The sequence below is a fragment of the Dongia deserti genome (genome assembly GCF_003574735.1).
Taxonomy (GTDB): Bacteria; Pseudomonadota; Alphaproteobacteria; order Dongiales; family Dongiaceae; genus Dongia_A; species Dongia_A deserti.
Window position 1 is genome coordinate 1 of record NZ_QORW01000026.1, and the last position, 16099, is coordinate 16099.

General features: G+C 61.3%; 16 protein-coding genes and 2 tRNA genes. 12 read left to right on the plus strand and 6 right to left on the minus strand.

What is annotated here, in order from left to right; genetic code table 11:
* Positions 1-209: 209 nt before the first annotated feature.
* On the minus strand, positions 210-1775 hold the full coding sequence (locus DTX69_RS26930; protein WP_119304689.1) for a trimethylamine methyltransferase family protein: 1566 nt from the start codon (positions 1773-1775) through the stop codon (positions 210-212).
* Positions 1776-1879: 104 nt separating this feature from the next.
* Between DTX69_RS26930 and DTX69_RS26935 the strand changes: the two genes are divergently transcribed.
* From DTX69_RS26935 to DTX69_RS26970, 6 genes are all read left to right on the plus strand, one after another.
* Complete coding sequence (locus tag DTX69_RS26935; RefSeq protein ID WP_162917596.1) at positions 1880-2797, plus strand: LysR substrate-binding domain-containing protein; 918 nt, start codon at positions 1880-1882, stop codon at positions 2795-2797.
* A gap of 124 nt (positions 2798-2921) precedes the next feature.
* A tRNA-Pro gene (locus tag DTX69_RS26940) sits at positions 2922-2998 on the plus strand.
* Between the two features lie 31 nt (positions 2999-3029).
* The gene (locus DTX69_RS26945) at positions 3030-3335 is read left to right on the plus strand and encodes an ETC complex I subunit (protein ID WP_119304691.1); all 306 of its coding nucleotides are present in this window, start codon (positions 3030-3032) and stop codon (positions 3333-3335) included.
* Positions 3336-3351: 16 nt separating this feature from the next.
* Positions 3352-3429, plus strand: a tRNA-Arg gene (locus DTX69_RS26950).
* A gap of 491 nt (positions 3430-3920) precedes the next feature.
* Positions 3921-5576 (plus strand): sensor histidine kinase, encoded by a 1656-nt coding sequence (locus tag DTX69_RS26955; RefSeq protein ID WP_119304692.1) that lies wholly within the window; start codon positions 3921-3923, stop codon positions 5574-5576.
* 1245 nt (positions 5577-6821) lie between these two features.
* Positions 6822-7229 carry an SOS response-associated peptidase family protein gene (locus DTX69_RS26970; protein WP_119304695.1) on the plus strand — a complete coding sequence of 136 codons (408 nt, stop codon included), beginning with the start codon at positions 6822-6824 and terminating at the stop codon, positions 7227-7229.
* Positions 7230-7617: 388 nt separating this feature from the next.
* On the opposite strand, the gene DTX69_RS26975 is transcribed toward DTX69_RS26970, so the two are convergent.
* Positions 7618-7821 carry a DUF3606 domain-containing protein gene (locus tag DTX69_RS26975; protein WP_119304696.1) on the minus strand — a complete coding sequence of 68 codons (204 nt, stop codon included), beginning with the start codon at positions 7819-7821 and terminating at the stop codon, positions 7618-7620.
* Between the two features lie 232 nt (positions 7822-8053).
* On the opposite strand from DTX69_RS26975, the gene DTX69_RS26980 reads away from it, so the two are divergent.
* Positions 8054-8464, plus strand: coding sequence for a DUF4142 domain-containing protein (locus DTX69_RS26980; RefSeq protein WP_284736109.1), 411 nt, complete (start codon positions 8054-8056; stop codon positions 8462-8464).
* 764 nt (positions 8465-9228) lie between these two features.
* Here the strand turns inward: DTX69_RS26980 and DTX69_RS26985 are convergent.
* Positions 9229-10221, minus strand: coding sequence for an acyltransferase family protein (locus DTX69_RS26985; RefSeq protein WP_119304698.1), 993 nt, complete (start codon positions 10219-10221; stop codon positions 9229-9231).
* 730 nt (positions 10222-10951) lie between these two features.
* Complete coding sequence (locus DTX69_RS26990) at positions 10952-11464, minus strand: PAS domain-containing protein (protein WP_119304699.1); 513 nt, start codon at positions 11462-11464, stop codon at positions 10952-10954.
* A 211-nt stretch (positions 11465-11675) separates the two neighbouring features.
* On the opposite strand from DTX69_RS26990, the gene DTX69_RS26995 reads away from it, so the two are divergent.
* Both DTX69_RS26995 and DTX69_RS27000 read left to right on the plus strand, forming a co-directional pair.
* Positions 11676-12533: a phytochelatin synthase family protein gene (locus tag DTX69_RS26995; protein WP_162917599.1), complete on the plus strand. Its 858-nt coding sequence runs from the start codon at positions 11676-11678 to the stop codon at positions 12531-12533.
* Positions 12534-12664: 131 nt separating this feature from the next.
* Entirely contained in the window at positions 12665-13024 is a 360-nt protein-coding gene (locus DTX69_RS27000; RefSeq protein WP_119304701.1) for a DUF962 domain-containing protein, read from the plus strand.
* Positions 13025-13041: 17 nt separating this feature from the next.
* Here DTX69_RS27000 and DTX69_RS27005 read toward each other — a convergent pair whose 3' ends face one another.
* Positions 13042-13263 carry a hypothetical protein gene (locus tag DTX69_RS27005; protein WP_284736102.1) on the minus strand — a complete coding sequence of 74 codons (222 nt, stop codon included), beginning with the start codon at positions 13261-13263 and terminating at the stop codon, positions 13042-13044.
* Between the two features lie 351 nt (positions 13264-13614).
* Between DTX69_RS27005 and DTX69_RS27010 the strand changes: the two genes are divergently transcribed.
* The 3 genes from DTX69_RS27010 (at position 13615) to DTX69_RS27020 (ending at position 15585) form a co-directional block, all read left to right on the plus strand.
* A complete protein-coding gene (locus tag DTX69_RS27010; RefSeq protein WP_119304702.1) occupies positions 13615-14088 on the plus strand; it encodes a peptidoglycan-binding domain-containing protein in 474 nt (157 codons plus the stop codon).
* A 529-nt stretch (positions 14089-14617) separates the two neighbouring features.
* Positions 14618-15121, plus strand: coding sequence for a PAS domain-containing protein (locus DTX69_RS27015; protein WP_162917600.1), 504 nt, complete (start codon positions 14618-14620; stop codon positions 15119-15121).
* A gap of 281 nt (positions 15122-15402) precedes the next feature.
* Positions 15403-15585 carry a hypothetical protein gene (locus tag DTX69_RS27020; RefSeq protein WP_119304704.1) on the plus strand — a complete coding sequence of 61 codons (183 nt, stop codon included), beginning with the start codon at positions 15403-15405 and terminating at the stop codon, positions 15583-15585.
* 141 nt (positions 15586-15726) lie between these two features.
* Here the strand turns inward: DTX69_RS27020 and DTX69_RS27025 are convergent, their stop codons facing one another.
* Positions 15727-16005: a hypothetical protein gene (locus DTX69_RS27025; protein ID WP_162917601.1), complete on the minus strand. Its 279-nt coding sequence runs from the start codon at positions 16003-16005 to the stop codon at positions 15727-15729.
* Positions 16006-16099: the final 94 nt, after the last annotated feature.

Sequence of the window (16099 nt, forward strand, 5' to 3'; positions counted from 1 at the left end):
GCCAATGCGGATAAGCTTATCCATGGACGGCTCCCTTCAATGAGATCTGCAACGACCTCATTCTGGCACATCGATGCCGCGCGGGGGCCGTCCACACCATCACGAGTTTGCCTGCCACCTTTCCGACATGCCCATCGAAGCTCGTGGATGGTCGGACCAAGTCCGACCATGACGCAAGAGCCAGAGCGAGTGGAAGGAACAGCCAAACGTCAAACCTTCGGCCGCATCGCCTCGCGCGGCAGGCGCACAGGGAACCTGGCCCGGATCGCGTCGTCCACCGCATCCGGCACATGCCGCGGGAAGTTGCGTTCGAGGATCAGCTTGGTCTGCTTGATCGCCTTGTCGACAATGTTGGTCGAGCCGCGCTCCACCCATTCCTTCGGTGACGTGCGATCGCCGACAGTCGGATAGACGTATTCCTTCTGCATCAGCCGCAGTGTCTGCTCGGAGCCGAGATAGTGGCCCGGTCCTTCCAGGCAGGTCTGCCTGATGGTCTCGACCGACAGGCTCTCGTCGGTGACTTCAATGCCGCGGATGGTGCGCTGCGTCGCGCCGAGGATGTCGTTATCGATCAAGATGCTTTCGAGGCAATAGCCGAGCAGGCTCGCGTGCATGCCGGCGGATTCGTAGATCAGGTTCGCGCCCGCATTGCCGACCAAAGCATGGTTGTACGCCTTTTCGTAGCCGGCCTGCGCGTCGGGGATCTTGGAATCCGTCATGCCGGAGGCAGTGCCGCCCGTCAGGTCGTAGAACTGGAACATCTGCGCGCAGCCTGCCGAGAGCAACGCCTGCTCCGGCGAGCCGCCCGACATCGCGCCGGTGCGCAGGTCGGACACGAACGGCCAGGTGCCGAAGATCGCCGGCGCGCCGGGCTTGAGGGCGTTCACGTACACCAGGCCAGCGAGGCATTCCGCGACCGCCTGCACAATCGTGCCCGCCAGCGCCGCCGGCGAGGTAGCACCCGCCTGCGCCGCGGATAGCAGCAACACGGGCATGCCGCCTTCTACCGCGACTTCCAAGCACCGGCACGCATCCTGCGCGAACTTGAGCGGCGGCACGACGAAGCAGTTCGACTGGCTGACGAAAGGACGCGCGCGCCACTTGTCCTCGCCGCCGGCGATCATGTGCAGCATCTCGAGCGAAGCGCGCAGATGCCTCGGGTCCACCCAGCTGGTGCCGACATGCTTGGTCGTGCCCATCACGGCTGCATAGCAGGTGTTGAAATCCATCTCGAACGGATCGGGCAGGTCCCGGCACACGACGGCGCGCTGAAAGAAATGGATGTGCTCCATCTCATCGACGACGCGCGCGATGTCGTAGAGGTCCTTGGTTGTGCTCTCGCGATATTCGCCGGTGACTGGATCGATGATATGCACCGCCGCGCCGGCGGTGCCGAAATAGACCCTGGTGCCCCAGGGCTCCATGTCGAACTTGGGGTCCTGGGCCTGCAGCGGAAAGCGCCGCGCCGCCATCGCCACCGTGTCCTCGACCAGCGCCCGCGGGAAGGTGAGCCGCCCGTTCGAGCCGAGCTTTGCCCCCGCGCGCGTCATCGCCTCGATCCCGCTGGGGATCGCGTCGGCGAATCCGATCTGCTCCAGCACGTCGAGGGCCGCAGCGTGGATCTTCTGCATCTCCTCCTGGCTGAAAAGCTTGAAGCGCCCGCCATTCATTCCCGGCCAAACCGGGCGCTCATTCATGGCGAGCGGCGCCGCACGCAATGCACGACGCGCCTCCCGCCCCCCACGGCGCGGCGATTCAGCTTGAACAACGCTCATAAGATGACCCTTCGGGTGAAGCCTGACTTCCTTCTGATTTTCCCTTGAAAACAATGGGTCAACAAGCGAGACTATTTCACGGAAACATGAACCTGGCTCATGGAATGAAAGGCCGAGATCTGCCCCCGCTCTCCGCCCTGCGCGCTTTCGAAGCCGCAGCGCGGCATCTAAGCTTTCGGGTTGCGGCGGAGGAGCTAGGCCTCACCCAATCGGCCATTTCCCATCAGGTCGCGGCGCTGGAGCAGCATTTCGGCGCACGGCTGTTCGACCGGGCCGGCCGCCGGATCGCGCTCAGCGAGCCGGGCAACCTGCTGTTCCCGCTGGTGCGCGACGGCTTCGACCGCCTGACCCAGGGTGCCGAGCTGCTGCGGCGCTCCCGACTGACCGACGATTTGCGGGTGCAGGTCTATGTGACGGTCGCCGTGCGATGGCTGATCCCGCGCCTGCATCGCTTCCAGAGCGCCAACCCGAGTGTGGTCGTGCGCATCAATACCAGCGTGCTGGATTGGGAGTTCGACCCCCACATCGCAGACCTCGGCCTGATCTGCACGTCTTCGCCCGACCGGGCGGGCCTGCACTACGACCTCTTGTTCGAGGCGCTGCTGTTCCCGGTCTGCACGCCGGCGGTGGCGCAGAGCGGGCTAGGCCTGCGCCAGCCCGTGGACCTCGTGAACCACGCGCTGCTGCAGGTCTATACCACCGCCAACGACTGGCAGCTCTGGCTGAATGCAGCCGGCGTACCCAACCTCAAGGGCCGCGCCGCACCGCAATTCGATTCCTATCTGCTGGCGATCGAGGCGGCGCTCGATGGTCAGGGCGTCGCCCTCGCGCCGCATTTCATGGTAGCGGAGGATCTGAAGCTCGGGCGCCTCGTTCGTCCGTTTGCCGTGGAGGTCCGCCAGCCAGCCCGCTGGTATCTGGTCTGCCCGGCCGAGCGCCGCGCCGAACGCGCCATTGAGGCCTTTGGAGCCTGGTTGAAGGCCGAGGTGACAGGCGATCCCGCCATGTTGCAGGCCGCCTAGGGTTTTTGAGCTGGTTCAAGCATTTGCCCAGCCGGACTTGGGGCGGAAGGCCTTTTTGCCCCGATGCCGCCCTTGCAAAAACCCTGCTATTTACCTAGCTTCCCGCTCGACTTCCGGTGGCCGGCGGGGTGTAGCTCAGCCTGGTAGAGTACCTGCTTTGGGAGCAGGGTGTCGCTGGTTCGAATCCAGTCACCCCGACCATCCGGAAAAGGGCGTTTCTGGGGAGTTTGGGATGCAGGTGCGGATCTATCAGCCGGCGCGGAATGCGATGCAGTCGGGCAATGGTAATACCAGGCAATGGGTGCTCCAGTTCGTCTCGCCCGTGAAGCGCGAGGCCGATCCCCTGATGGGCTGGACCACTTCCGACAACATGCGTACGCAGGTGCTGCTGAAGTTCGACACCAAGGAAGAGGCGATCGCATACGCGCAACGCGAAGGTTACGCCTATACGGTCGAGGAGCCCGCGCCCAGACGGCTTCAGGTGAAAGCCTACGCCGACAATTTCAGATATGATCGCGTCGGCCGCTGGACGCACTGACAGCGGCATACGGCCAGACCCCGTAGCTCAGCCCGGATAGAGCAACTGCCTTCTAAGCAGTAGGTCACTGGTTCGAATCCAGTCGGGGTCGCCATTATAGATCGATGCCTTAGCGGTCTCGCGCCAAACGTTACTTTTTAGCCCAGCAAGCACATAGCAATCACCGCCTCGGACGTTAACTCTGCCGCGCTACCACTAGTCGCTTGCACTTTGTTCTCGTATTGTTCCCATATGGGCGCATGCCCGATACCGACCCGATGCCCGCCCATGAGAGGCGAGAGTCCATCAGCCACTACGCTGGCCCAGAGTGGGTGCCATGGGCCTATTGCCGTGACGAGCTGCGCTGCGGGCACAATGTGCGTTTGGATCTGGCCGCGATCATCGCGCGCACGGGCGACATGTCAGCCGATCGCTTCAGGCGCCGGCTGCGTTGCTCAAAGTGCGGCGGGCGTGCGCGGCTGGTGATCGGGCATCAGTGAAAGAGCCGCCGATCCCGCCGCATTCGACGCCCAGCGAGTGAGCGCATGTCGTGTATGATGCAACAGTCCCGCGACGACGGCATAAGGCGCTTTGCAGGGGTGGGAAATGCAGCTAACACAACGACTCGGATGGATAATAGCCGCTGCTGTCGCACCGATCGTACTAATTGATCTCTACAACGCCTACTCGTTGATAGAGCAGGAGCGCGCAAAAACCCATCGTCTTGCACTGGACTACGGTCGCAATGCTGCCTGGGAAATGCAGCGCATACTGGACGGCTTGCAAGGGGTGTTGCAAACCGTGGCGCTGTCGCCCAGCGTTCGCTCGCAGAATTGGGAGGTTTGCGAGCGGTTCCTCCAAGACGTGCTCGCGAAGCTTCCCCAACTGACGTCGCTCGCGGTAGCTGATCAAGGCGCCGTGGTGCGATGCGGACCAGGCTCAGCACCACCAGTGTCGGTGGCGGATCGACCCTATTTTCAGCAAGCCCTCAGCGGCAGGAGCTTCGTCGTTGGGGAGTATACCATCGGCCGCTTCAGTAACCGTCCAGTTTTGCCGCTCGCTATGCCCGTCGTAACTCCCGGGAATAAAGTCGAGCAGGTCGTCATCGCCGCCATCGATCTCCAATGGCTCAGCGCAATCCTTGCGGAACGGGGTGCAGCGCCAGAGGGATCAATTACGATGGCAGATCGGCAGGGCACAATCATAGCTCGCCAGCCCCTACCGGAGCGATTCATAGGCACTCGTATTCCGGACGCCTTTCTCCATCTGCTACACGAGCCCGCGGAAGGCAGCATAGAATTGACCAGCCAGGATGGCACTGAGCGGGTACTCGGCTACGAACCTTTGTCTGTGCCACCGTACGACATCTATGTCAGCGCTGGAGTTGGTGTCGATTATTCCTATGCCGGAGTTTATGCCGCGGCATTCCGGTCGCTTCTTGTCATAGGACTTGCGGTTTCGGTAGCTATTCTAGCGTCCACCTTATTCGGCCGCCGCTTCATCGCGCAGCCTGTATCACGTCTGGTGGCAACGGCACAACTCTGGCGTGCGGGGGATTTGAAAGCCAAGTCAGGCCTGAGCGGGCGCGACGAGTTCGGCACACTGGGGGAAGTGCTCGATGGTGCGATAGATCAGGCGCGCCGGCGCGAGGAGCGCATAACCATGCTTATGCGCGAAGTCACGCATCGGGTGAAGAATCAAATGGCCGTGATGCTTTCGATGGCGCGACAGGTCGGCCGTAACGCGCTCACCGTGGAGCAGTTCCAGAAGGCATTCAGCGATCGCATCATGGCGATGTCACGCTCGCACGACCTGGTGTTCTCCGGCGGCGAGGATGCGCGGCTTGCGGTGCTGATCCTCTCGCAGCTCGAGCCGTTCGCAATCGGCACGCGCGTGAGCCTCTGCGGTCCAGAAGTGTGGATCACCGCGCAGTCGGCGCAGCATATCGGCATGGCAATGCACGAGTTGGCAACCAACGCGCTGAAGTATGGCGCCTGGTCGAGCCCGGCCGGTCGCGTCGATGTCACCTGGAGCACCGTGGACGGCGAGCCGAAGGCCCTGCGCATCGTGTGGAAGGAGCATGGCGGGCCAAACGTGTTGCCGCGCGCGTCCATGGGCTTCGGCAGCACGGTATTGGAAAGCGTTGTCGGGCCTGCGCTCGGGGGTTGGTCGGAGCTGACCTTCGAGGCGACTGGCGTGCGGTGGACCTGCGAGTTCGCGGGACACTTCACCTCGACGCCGCCGGCTTCTAAAGCGGCGTAATTACGTACCTAATTTCGAGAATTAGCCATGTGCGGACGCTACGCCATCACGCTCCCGCCCGAAGCCGTGCGCCAGTGGTTTCAGACCATAGGCCGAGCTGCCGAACTGGCCAGCGTACTACAACGCCGCTCCCACAGCGGCGCTTCCTGTCGTGCGTCAAAGTAAGGAAGGAAGTCGCGAGCTGGTGCCTGATGACATGGGGCCTGATCCCATGGTTCTCCAAGGATGGCAACTCTCTTTCTCCACCATCAATGCCCGTTGTGAAGGTCTCCAGACGGCAGGGACATACGTGAAGAACAATACGCCGGAGCTGCTGGCGTAGCCCCCCAAAAAATTGCGCCGGCAGCGGCGGGGGACCACTGCCGGCGCGGTGCCACCTCTGGGGAAAGGCGGCTGTCGACGGGCTACCGTGGGGGACGGGCACCGCCGACAAAGACTAAACAGCCGGCAAAGAGCCCCAATACGAGTTCATCAGGCCTGGGATTATCCGCACCTTGACCGGTCACCGGCGCAATCATTCCCACCGGGAGCCGGTGGTGGGGCATCGGACGGGTTCTAATGGATACGTACATCGCGATACTCGTGCCCGAGGGCGCGAGCGGCTGGACTATGATTTACCGGGGTGCGTGGATGCCGCAGGGTGACTGCCGGTGCGCTACGGTTTCACCGATCCAGCTGAGGCGAGATCGTTTGTCTCGCCCGCAAGTTCCTCCGAATTGAGTGCCCGTGCTGCCAAGACTCGCCAGCACTCCTCCATGTTAGTGAGCATGTTGCGACGGGGCATATCCTCCGTGCCTTCGGCCATGTGCTTGCAGTCGGCGGCGAGCGATAGATATACGTCGGAACGCTTCATTGTGCTGTTCACATTTGACCGATCCAATTGCCCGTCCGGGTGAAGTAAACAATGAGCATCAAACCGCGATAGGAGCGGAATCCAATCGAGCATCACCTGGAGTGGTCTGCACTTTTAGGTGCGGTCGTTACTATCTTCCCGAGGGACCCGAGCCACAAAGTGACCGGACTCCCATAGTTCGGCAGCCACCGCGAGAGAACTACTACGCAACAGGTCCTTAGTCCGCTGGATAGCCTGTTCTTCGCTCTCTAGCTCCAGGGACTCGAAGTTTCCTACCGTGTCATCTTGATTGATGAGAAAGCAGCGGAACCTCGGCATCGTTCGAACTCGGCATTAGCCAGGTGTAATGCGTCAACAACACGCCGTGGCAATGTTCGTTCCTCGTTCTTAGCTTGCCAGAGCCCCCCAAGCCGAGGGCTCGCGAGCCGTTCAAAACGCGGCGCTGCGTCGTGCCGGCGACCGGCTTCACCAAGCCAAAGGGCGATAAAACTGCGCATCTCGCCACCAGGAAAGATCGCCAGCCGATCGCGCTCGCAGGCCTCTTGGACCACTGGGTGAGCATAGACAAAGTTGAGAGGAAGGAAACCGTCGTTGCGACGGCGCCGAGGCATTCGCGGTACAGTTCCATGAACGGATGCCCGTGCGTGCTCGAGCTGGAGGACATTGAAGCCTGGCTGCGGGCCTCACCAGATGAAGCCGCGGCACTGATGCGACCAGTGAAGGACGTGCTGCGGGAACGACCGCTCGGCAAGGCGATCAACAATGTGAAAAACAACGGGCCGGAGTTGCTGGCGCCATAGTGGCCGACGGCAACGGCAGCCTGGCCGCAGGTTGCCGCCGGCCTCGCGCCCATCGATGGCAAGCGATGTCCGCGTGGAGCGTAACGCTAGCGCGGCTTGCCAACCGGCGGCATGTCTGGTTCCTCCCTCCTCAGACGCTGCCGGCGCGGCGTCATGCTCGGGGATCATGAATGTCGGAGTCCCCCAGGGCGCTTATAAATACTACCCTTCGTGACGCTGAGCTTCGAGCGTCCTCGAGCAACAAGCAGTGGATATCTGAGGCTGCCTAGTGGATATCTGCGATTGAGCGGTGGATAACTTGCGCACACTCGTCAGCCTGAATAAAGAACCCCGCCAGCTGCTCAGCGCGGTCTATCTCTGCGGGCTGAATCGCACTCAAGCGCGGATGCTACGTCCGACTGCCGCCGGTATCCTTGACAGACTTCCCGAGTGCACGCGCAACATCCTCAACCATCGGGCCAGCCTTCGAGACAGCATCGCGCAGCTCGCCCGGCGAAACGCCGAACCGCTCGGCCCAGTAACGGCACTCGTACTCCTGGCTTACGTCAATGCGAAGCCGATCAGCGGCGTGCTTGGTGGGGTCATCAACCATGGCCGGTGTCCTTGATGCTATTCCAAACCTAGATCACGAAAACAGCTTCAACTCCCGCGAAGTTCCGGCCGTCGGTTTTGCTGGTCATGCAACGCGCCCGGCTGGCCGCGGTTGACGGCCTGTGAATTTCTTAGCCCGCAGGTGGAAAATGCAAAGCAGAATCCTTGGACTAACGAGCGCAGCTCTGGTGGGTGCCTTCATGGCATCGGCAAGTTGGGCCGCCGATGACGCCATGTTCTTGAAGGAAGCGATCCAGGGCTCCATGGCAGAAGTCCAGATCGGAGAGCTGGCCCAGAAGAACGGTGAATCGGAAGACGTGCGCGCCTTCGGTGCAACCTTGGTCGAGGACCACTCCCAGTCATTGGAGAAGGCTACCGACCTCGCCAAGGACGTCGGTGTGTCCGTGCCAGATGAACCCAAGCCGGAGGCGCAGAAAGAGTTCGAGGAACTCCAGAGCCTCTCGGGCGCCGAGTTCGACAAGGCGTTTGCCGAGCACATGGTGATGAATCATCAAAAAGAGATCGAGAAGTACGAGGAGCAGTCTCAGTCCGGTGAGGGAGAAGTGGCGGAGTTCGCGAGCGCGACCTTGCCGACACTGCGGCAGCACCTTGAAGCCGCTCGGAACCTGGCGCCAAACAAATAGACTTCGCAGGGGAGCGGTGGCATCATCGCTCCCCTGCCTGAGAGTGATGGGACCGCGCACTTCCTAATAACATCTTCGAGGATCTGCTGTCCGCCGCCGCAGCAGCGCAGCGGCCACGCTGTTGGTCTGGAGTGGCAGCGTCCGATCCTATGTATCAAGTCATTTCCGGTCCGCCGATCGAGACCGAGGCCGATCACTTCTTGCGCTGTCCTGATTGCGGAACATGGATCGATTGCCGTCAGCTTGGCGAACTCATCGCGCATGAGGACTGGTGCTCACGGCAAAAGAACAGAACTCCCATTCCTGGACGGGGCAGTCGGTAGCCGATTGGCCGGAACGATCGGCTAACAGTGCTGTTGACGCATTTGGCGACTCACGACGCAGGCGGTCGCTAGGGCGGCGAGGCTCTCCCCAGAAGCATCTCGCCGCCCTTTGCTGTGCCCGAAGGAGGAGAGCCATGCCGAAGGTTGTAGTCGTCGCGTTTTTAGCTGCCATAGTTCTGTCCGCCTGTTCCACGAATCGGGAGAGAACTACCCTGATGTTCCCCGAGTGCGAGAACGTTCCCGCAGCGGACCAGGGCAAAGTCAAGTGCATAAATCGACCAGAAACACCCGAACAGGCGGCACCGCCCGGGCTCGTCGGAATCGACTAAACCACGAGAGCCTACGGCCGGAGTTCATTTCCTTCGCGCGGTGCCACCTGATCGACCGTTCGCCGAACGGTCCTGATTGAGTGCACGAGGTGAAGCTGGACGGTTGGCGAGTTCAGGTGGTGATGCGGTCTAATGGCGGCACCAAGGGCAGGAAACAACGCTTGAGCATCATAGCGCCACCAATCGCGACCAAGGTCATGGTTATGGCGATAAGCGGGAAATACAACGCGTGCCAGAAACCGAGATGGTATGAGGCAACTTTCACCAGCCCAATGAAGATCGTGTTGGTGAGATAGATGATCAGGGTGTATCGACCCAGAACATCGAGAGCTCCGAGGTGCCATGACTCAGTCGCGCGCATGAAACCAGGAATCGCCACGACAGAGAGTGCCGCCGCGGCCCAGCGAGCGGCGACCGGGTCGTCGTCGGAGCCTGCCGGCACAACCACGACGAAGAGCATGAGCGCCGGTACCCACAGCAACCCCAGCCAACGCAGCGTGTCATCGTGATGACGACCTGCGATCACGCCGACAAGGAAGAAGAAGCTCAAGATCTGCAGCATATCCCACGCGAACCATCTGCTGCTGGGCAGCCACCAGAAGATCATCGCGATCAGCAGCAACCAGACAACCCGCCCACCGACCGCGCGGAAAGCCAACGGAAAGATGAGATAGATCACCGACAACGCATAGATGTACCACAGAAACGAAGAGAAGCTTGCGGTCGGCGCAAACAGCAACTCCAGCAGTTCCGCCGCACCATCCACTTTGTTGTCCACGGCAGGAGAGAACGATTGGAACGTCAGTTTCCCCACAAACACCAACAGCCCTATGAGCAGATATGCTGGCAATAATCGCATGATCCGCCTTCGCGCGTCTGTCAGATCGTCTGCCATGGTGGCATGTTGGCGCCAGCTGAAGCCGTAGACCAAGCCGCTGACTGCCATGAAAAGCGGCATATGGAACGTATAGATTGCGCCCTTGACGGCCATGTACCACTCGACGTTCTCGCCTGGTGGCGCCTCGCGCGCAATCAAATGCCCGAGCACAACCAAGAGAATTGCGAGCCCTTTGGTTCGGTCGATGTATTTGAAACGTTGCTTCAATGCGCTCGCTCCGCAGGAGCGGTGACCGTCACTGCTAGACCGCCGCTCCCGAGATCGTCATCCCGAGAGGGCCGCGCTTTCCTGCAGCATCGTTAGTGGCTTATGCGAGGAACTCGGCAACTTCCGCGCAAACTCAGTTGGGCAGATTCGCTGCTCATTCCCACGTCGCTGAACAATGCCCCGTGTGATGCATTGCCGGCGAAGCGGTGTGAAAGCCGTGTCGTGCCGTGATGAACATGCGAGAGCGAGATGCGATTTGCGAATGCTGTGCTGATCTTCATTCCTACTGGTAATTGAGGAGTTTGGCGTCGTCGCCCTGAGATGGGATTAAAACTCCACGCCAAATGATCTCCGCCGCCTTCCAGAGGTGTTACTTTCTGACTAAAGTCACACGTGACAATCACGCGTCAAACAAGGTGTCGCTCAGACGGCAGCGCTTCAGCAGAAAACAAATCTCGCTGCCCACTGTTCAGAGTCTCGGTCGCGCCCCTTTCAGCGGGGTATTCCCCAAGCGGCCGGCATAAAGGGCGATGCGTTTTGGGCGGCCCTCGCCTGGAGCGCGTCGCCACTATCTATCGCAAAGAAGCGGCTTCACGCGGCGAGCTGATCGACATCGGCGAAGGGGTCGGTAGCACGCTTCGCTGCCTGTTCTTGGAATGGCTTCGATGACGCGTCAGACCGTTGGTGATCGATAGACCGTTTGGTGACCGGCCATTTGCTCTACCTAACACTACGACGCACGGCGTCGCTCGGAACCCAAATGAGGGTTCGATGGCCTCGCATGCCTGCAATATGAAAAGGCCAGGACCATGTTGACGTTGATCCCGTCCTCCGACAGCGGAAGGAAGAGCGTTTCCTCTGTCACATACCGGCCATTCGGCGCCATGAACGGTTCAGCATCGAGGAGTGGGACCTTGGTTGCTACAACCCTGTCATAGCAAGCAATGGCATTAGCTGGCGTCGGCGCGAAATACCCCTCCGCTACCGACTTACCAGTTGGATCGTAGCCGCGCACTTCGACGTCCCCCGTCCCGACCAGACGATATACGTACCTTCGTTCGTCCGGAACGACATCAACTAGGCATATGCCTGGCAGCACCGCCCGAGGCATTTCGATCGGATCAAGATCCGATCGGGCCGGCATGCGTCGTCCGCGGCACTTCTCCAGCCAATAGCCGTACAGAGCCAGCGTGTCCTGGTGGCAGTTCGGCGGTAGCTTGAGTTGATTGTCGTTGGCGGACATCTGCTTTGAAACCTCCTACACCATGAGTACTGACCCGTTGTGAATGGAAGCTTAAGAGATGTTGAGGGCGTCCGCGGCAAACGACGTATGCCCTTGGGCATAGCGCCATCGCCGACACCCGCCATTTGGCTTGGAACAGGTCGGTTGCTGGTCAACCTCCTGCCCCAAGGACACATCTGTCCTTGAAGAACGGTCCGCGCTGGAACATTTCGTGTCCGAATTCATTCCTTCAGCCAGTATGCGGAAGGGTGCGACCGTGGGAGCCTTGAAGCTGAAGGTCGGTCGCGAGGCTGTGATCGTGGCGGCTGTCATGTGCGCCGCTGGGGTCGGTTCTGTCATCGTCATCGCCAGCCACGAGCCGCATCCGGATCTCGCGGCGCCGGCGCGGATTGTCGCGCCCGGGCTGGTCAGGCTTGATGCACCCGAAGGGAAGCGCCTCCTGTTCGAAAGCGAGGCGAACGCCGCATTCCTGCCACTGGTTTCCTACTTCGAAACGCAGAAGACCCTCACGCACTGCGGGCCCGCTTCGATTGCCATGGTGCTGAACGCGCTCTCGGTACCGGCGCCGACGGCCACCGCCTATGGCTCCTATCCGCTTTTCACGCAGGAGAATGTCCTGAACGGGTTGACCGAATCGATCGTCACCGATCGCGCCGTCGAACGGCGCGGCATGGCCCTTACGGACGTTGCGCAGGTGCTCGCTGTCTATGGCGTGTCTGTCGACACGCGCTATGCCGGCACATCGAGCGTCCGTGAGTTCCGCAAGCTCGCGGTCGAGCATCTGGAGAGGCCGGGCGGCCACGTCATCGTCAATTACAGCCGCACCGCTTTGCAGCAGGATGGCCCCGGCCATATCTCCCCGCTCGGCGCCTACGACGCCGATAGCGATCGCTTTCTGATCCTCGACGTGTCGCGCTACAAAGCGCCCGCGGTCTGGGTCTCCACCGCGCAACTTTTTGCGGCAATGGCGGAGCCGTTGGCGCCCGATAACGCGAGGACGCGCGGCTTCCTCCTCATCCGCGCGCCATCCGACAACGATCGCAGGCCGGCTTCCGCGCCCCCCACCTAAGTATCGGCAGTATCGGCGCAAATCGTGGGGTGCCAAGGTGCACTGCAGCGCGCCGGAACTTTCCGCCCCCCCAAGCGTTGCAATCCCGTTTTACCTGCCGCCTGTGGGACAGACATCGCCGGGACAGGTCCATGACGAGTTTCAAGGAATTCTGGCCGCTCTATCTGCGCGCACACCAGCACCGCAGAACACGGATCGGACACTACTTTGCCACCGCGATCGCCCTGTCCACCGTGGCGACGTCGTTTGTCTTGCAGGCAATCTGGCTGACGATCCTCGGCATCATCATCGGCTATGGGATTGCCCTCGCCTCTCATCGGCTCGGCGACGGGTCCAAGTCGCTGGTGCTTGTGAATCCCGTATGGGGCGCGCTCGCCGACTTCAAAATGTGCTGGCTGGCGCTCACGGGCGGGCTCGCGGCTCAGCTCGCGCAGCATGTTGGTCCCGCGTGCGAGCAGGTCGAAGGTTCCATGGCCGAGAGCCCGCGCTAGGCGCAACCTTTCCCGTATCAATTGCTCGATTGGTGACGCGCCAGCCAGCGCAGGACACGCCGGCGCAGCGGCGGAATGTCGAGCGCGACCAACACCGCGCCCAGCGGCAACATCCAGAAACCTACCACCGGCAAGAACCCCACCAAGCCGCACGCCATTGCCAGGATGCCGAGGCCGGCACGCACGCCCGGCGGCAGGTGCCGGTCGCTCCAGATTGCAGCCCTGTTCACGGCCGCCAAGGTCTGCTTCCAAAATCTCCGAATCCGCGACATCGCCATCCTGACCGCTCCAGACGTCCCAAATGACACAACACCATGCAGACGAAAAAGGGGCCAAGGCGAGCATGGGCAGAAAAGTGGCGGCGCGCCGGCAGGACGGTTTTGCGCCAGCGTCGCCGCCGTCCGGCCGGCTATAGGGAACTGCCGACCCGGATCTAAGGAAGGAATGTAACCTCGGGATGAGGGAATCCCACGCGACCGCCCCTCCGCATTCTGCGTTCGAGCGAAGGAAATTCCTTGGAACGAGACGCAAACAATCAGACCGCGGGAACATTGCACGTTCGCCGATGTTGGTTTGTGAATCCCTAGCCGATGCGCTTTCAAATGCTGGTAACCGGCTTCACCGATCTATCGTTCCGCGTGCTGCTGCGCGAATCCAGCCGGCGGCGCGACGAGGCGCTCGAGGAAGTCAGGGAAGAGATTGCGGGGTTTCTGGCTCTTGGGCTGGTCGTGATGGTTCCGCTGCTCGGGCTCCACGCAGGTTCTGAGTTCGCGCTGGTCGAGGAATCCGAAGCGGCGGAACCGTTCGGCGGCGCCAGCACGTTCGAACCGCCGCTGGTCAATTTCGAGGCGGTCGTGGACCGGCTCGAGACCAATTCGCTGAGCGCGTCCGAGATTCGGACCGTGCAGACCCAGCTGAAGCACAAGGGATTCGATCCAGGGCCGATCGACGGCATCGCAGGCCAGCGCACGCTTTCGGCACTTAACGCCTATCGGCAATCCATCCGCCTCTCGCCCGTGCTGGCCGTCAGCCGCGAGACGGTGTCGGCACTGAAAAGCCAGTAGACGGCGTTCATCGGTCCGCGCTCCTTCCCTAGGCCGATCGATATAGGCCGTTCGCCGACTTTCCGGCAGGCTGCGATTTGTGTCAGATGCGCGCCGACTTGTGCCGATTTGCGCCGCAGGCCGCGACGATGACTGTCCAGAATCCTGGCTTGAACCTTCCCGATAACGTTGTGCCGCTCCCGGCTGTGCATCGCCGCCGTGGGCAGGCAGCGGGCGAAGTCTCTCGACCATCATCGCCGCGCACCCAATGTCGCGCCGCCGTATCCGGCGCGGAGCTCAATGCCCGCCTCCTGATCCTGCTTGGTATTTGCACGGCCAGCGCGGCCGTCATCCTTTCTACCGTACACATTCTGCAGGCATCGTAGCGCCACGCGAGGGGGCTGGTCGGCGGCTGGCCCATTGAGGGACGGGCCGCCGCCGTACCAGAGACCCTGCCCAGCGGTCACCGCGCGTCTACGCCTTCAGAATGGTTGCGCAGCACAGGGGACCGGCAAACAATCCCTCCTCGCTCGAATCAGCAGAGGTCCGCGTGGCGGTCTACAAGAACCCCGAAGACGTGCGTTCGGACCTCGTCCGATTCATGCATCACTGGTGGCTCAGCAAATGCCGCGGCGACATTCCGGATCGTAGAGACCTCGATCCGGCGGACATCAAGCCACTGCTCCCCACCATCCTCATCAGCGATGTCGAGCACGATCCGTTCCGCATTCGCTACCGCTTGGTCGGAACACGCGCGCGAGAAGCGACCGGCTTTAATATTGTCGGGCGATATCTCGACGAGTTGCTCCCGACCGATCCCGACGAGCCGTGGATGGATGATTACGCGCTTGCATATCGCACGCGCTGTCCGGTTCTTGGCGTCAGTTCGGTCAAGAAGACCAGCGGCGGGATCTTCACCTACGAGTTCGGATTGTTCCCGCTCCGCAACGGCGGAATAGCCATCGACCAGTTTGTGGCCGTGGAGGATTATGGAGACTTGCGCTCGACCCTGATGGACCTGATCGAATGGCGGGAGAGAGAGCGCGACGAGTGACTTGGGTCGATCGTTGCGCCTCGCGCAAACCAGCTGTTTTCCTTACCGCTCTCTTCATCATAAACGCGTCGCTCATCGACGATATAGCTACAATTTTCGGCTGATTTAAGCCGAATGCCGTTTGTTGCGTAGCACTGATAGTCGTGTGTATCATCATCATATGTCTCTGTCGCTGCGCTCCTTGTTGCCTGGGTTGCAGCGGTATGAATGTAAGCGGGGTCGACATGCCCCGCCTAGCAGGCCGAGACAGTTGGCTTTACGGCAAAGATGAGTGACCGACGATGACTATGGGACTCATTGGATTGGCTTTGGGAGCTGCAGCGAGTGCCGGCGGCACGACGTTCCGGTTGAGTACGTTTCAGGGCCCTGGCAACTATCGCATCCCCGTGGGCGCGACCGTGTCGTTCCTCGGCGGCATGATCATGTCCGTCAGCGTGGTGCAGCTTCTGCTGTCCGTGTTCTGAAACGACGGGCCTCCTTGCGATCGGCATCGCCGAACGGCGATCAAATGACGCGCGTGGCCACGATCTTGCAGTGAGACCACTCAGTAAAATGGGCCGGGTGAAGTCGGCCCATTTTGATTTGCTCCATCCATTCCCGTGCCGTTAGCCGACCGGCTCGGTGGCTTCGCAGGTCACCGGATCGTCCTTCTTGATCGTGCGGCAGTTCAGGCGGCATTGCAGCACACCGTTATCGCCGCGCATTTGGGTGAACACCTCAAGGCCGGCTCTTTGGCACGCTTCGAGCGTAAGGTGCCCGCCGAGAAAGACCTCTTTGCTGTTTGCATCGGTCCGCGAAAGCGACCAGATGTTCGGGCTGATGGGATCGACGACGCAACTGCTCAAGGCAACGCTCAGCAAGGCGACGAGTATGGATCGGCTCATGGTCCCTCCCCTCTCCGTGCGCGTAGTAGCCGCTGCAGAGTGCGGCGCCACTATTCTACCAAGCGCAGCGCCTGATGGCGACGAGCGGTTATAG

Coding starts and splice junctions, on each gene's coding strand:
- DTX69_RS27025 (WP_162917601.1), bottom strand. CDS start 16,005: ATGAGCCGATCCATACTCGTCGCCTTGCTGAGCGTTGCCTTGAGCAGT.
- DTX69_RS26975 (WP_119304696.1), bottom strand. CDS start 7,821: ATGGTTGATGACCCCACCAAGCACGCCGCTGATCGGCTTCGCATTGAC.
- DTX69_RS26945 (WP_119304691.1), top strand. CDS start 3,030: ATGCAGGTGCGGATCTATCAGCCGGCGCGGAATGCGATGCAGTCGGGC.
- DTX69_RS26935 (WP_162917596.1), top strand. CDS start 1,880: ATGAAAGGCCGAGATCTGCCCCCGCTCTCCGCCCTGCGCGCTTTCGAA.
- DTX69_RS27000 (WP_119304701.1), top strand. CDS start 12,665: ATGACGAGTTTCAAGGAATTCTGGCCGCTCTATCTGCGCGCACACCAG.
- DTX69_RS26930 (WP_119304689.1), bottom strand. CDS start 1,775: ATGAGCGTTGTTCAAGCTGAATCGCCGCGCCGTGGGGGGCGGGAGGCG.
- DTX69_RS26990 (WP_119304699.1), bottom strand. CDS start 11,464: ATGTCCGCCAACGACAATCAACTCAAGCTACCGCCGAACTGCCACCAG.
- DTX69_RS26955 (WP_119304692.1), top strand. CDS start 3,921: ATGCAGCTAACACAACGACTCGGATGGATAATAGCCGCTGCTGTCGCA.
- DTX69_RS26980 (WP_284736109.1), top strand. CDS start 8,054: ATGTTCTTGAAGGAAGCGATCCAGGGCTCCATGGCAGAAGTCCAGATC.
- DTX69_RS27020 (WP_119304704.1), top strand. CDS start 15,403: ATGACTATGGGACTCATTGGATTGGCTTTGGGAGCTGCAGCGAGTGCC.
- DTX69_RS27010 (WP_119304702.1), top strand. CDS start 13,615: ATGCGCTTTCAAATGCTGGTAACCGGCTTCACCGATCTATCGTTCCGC.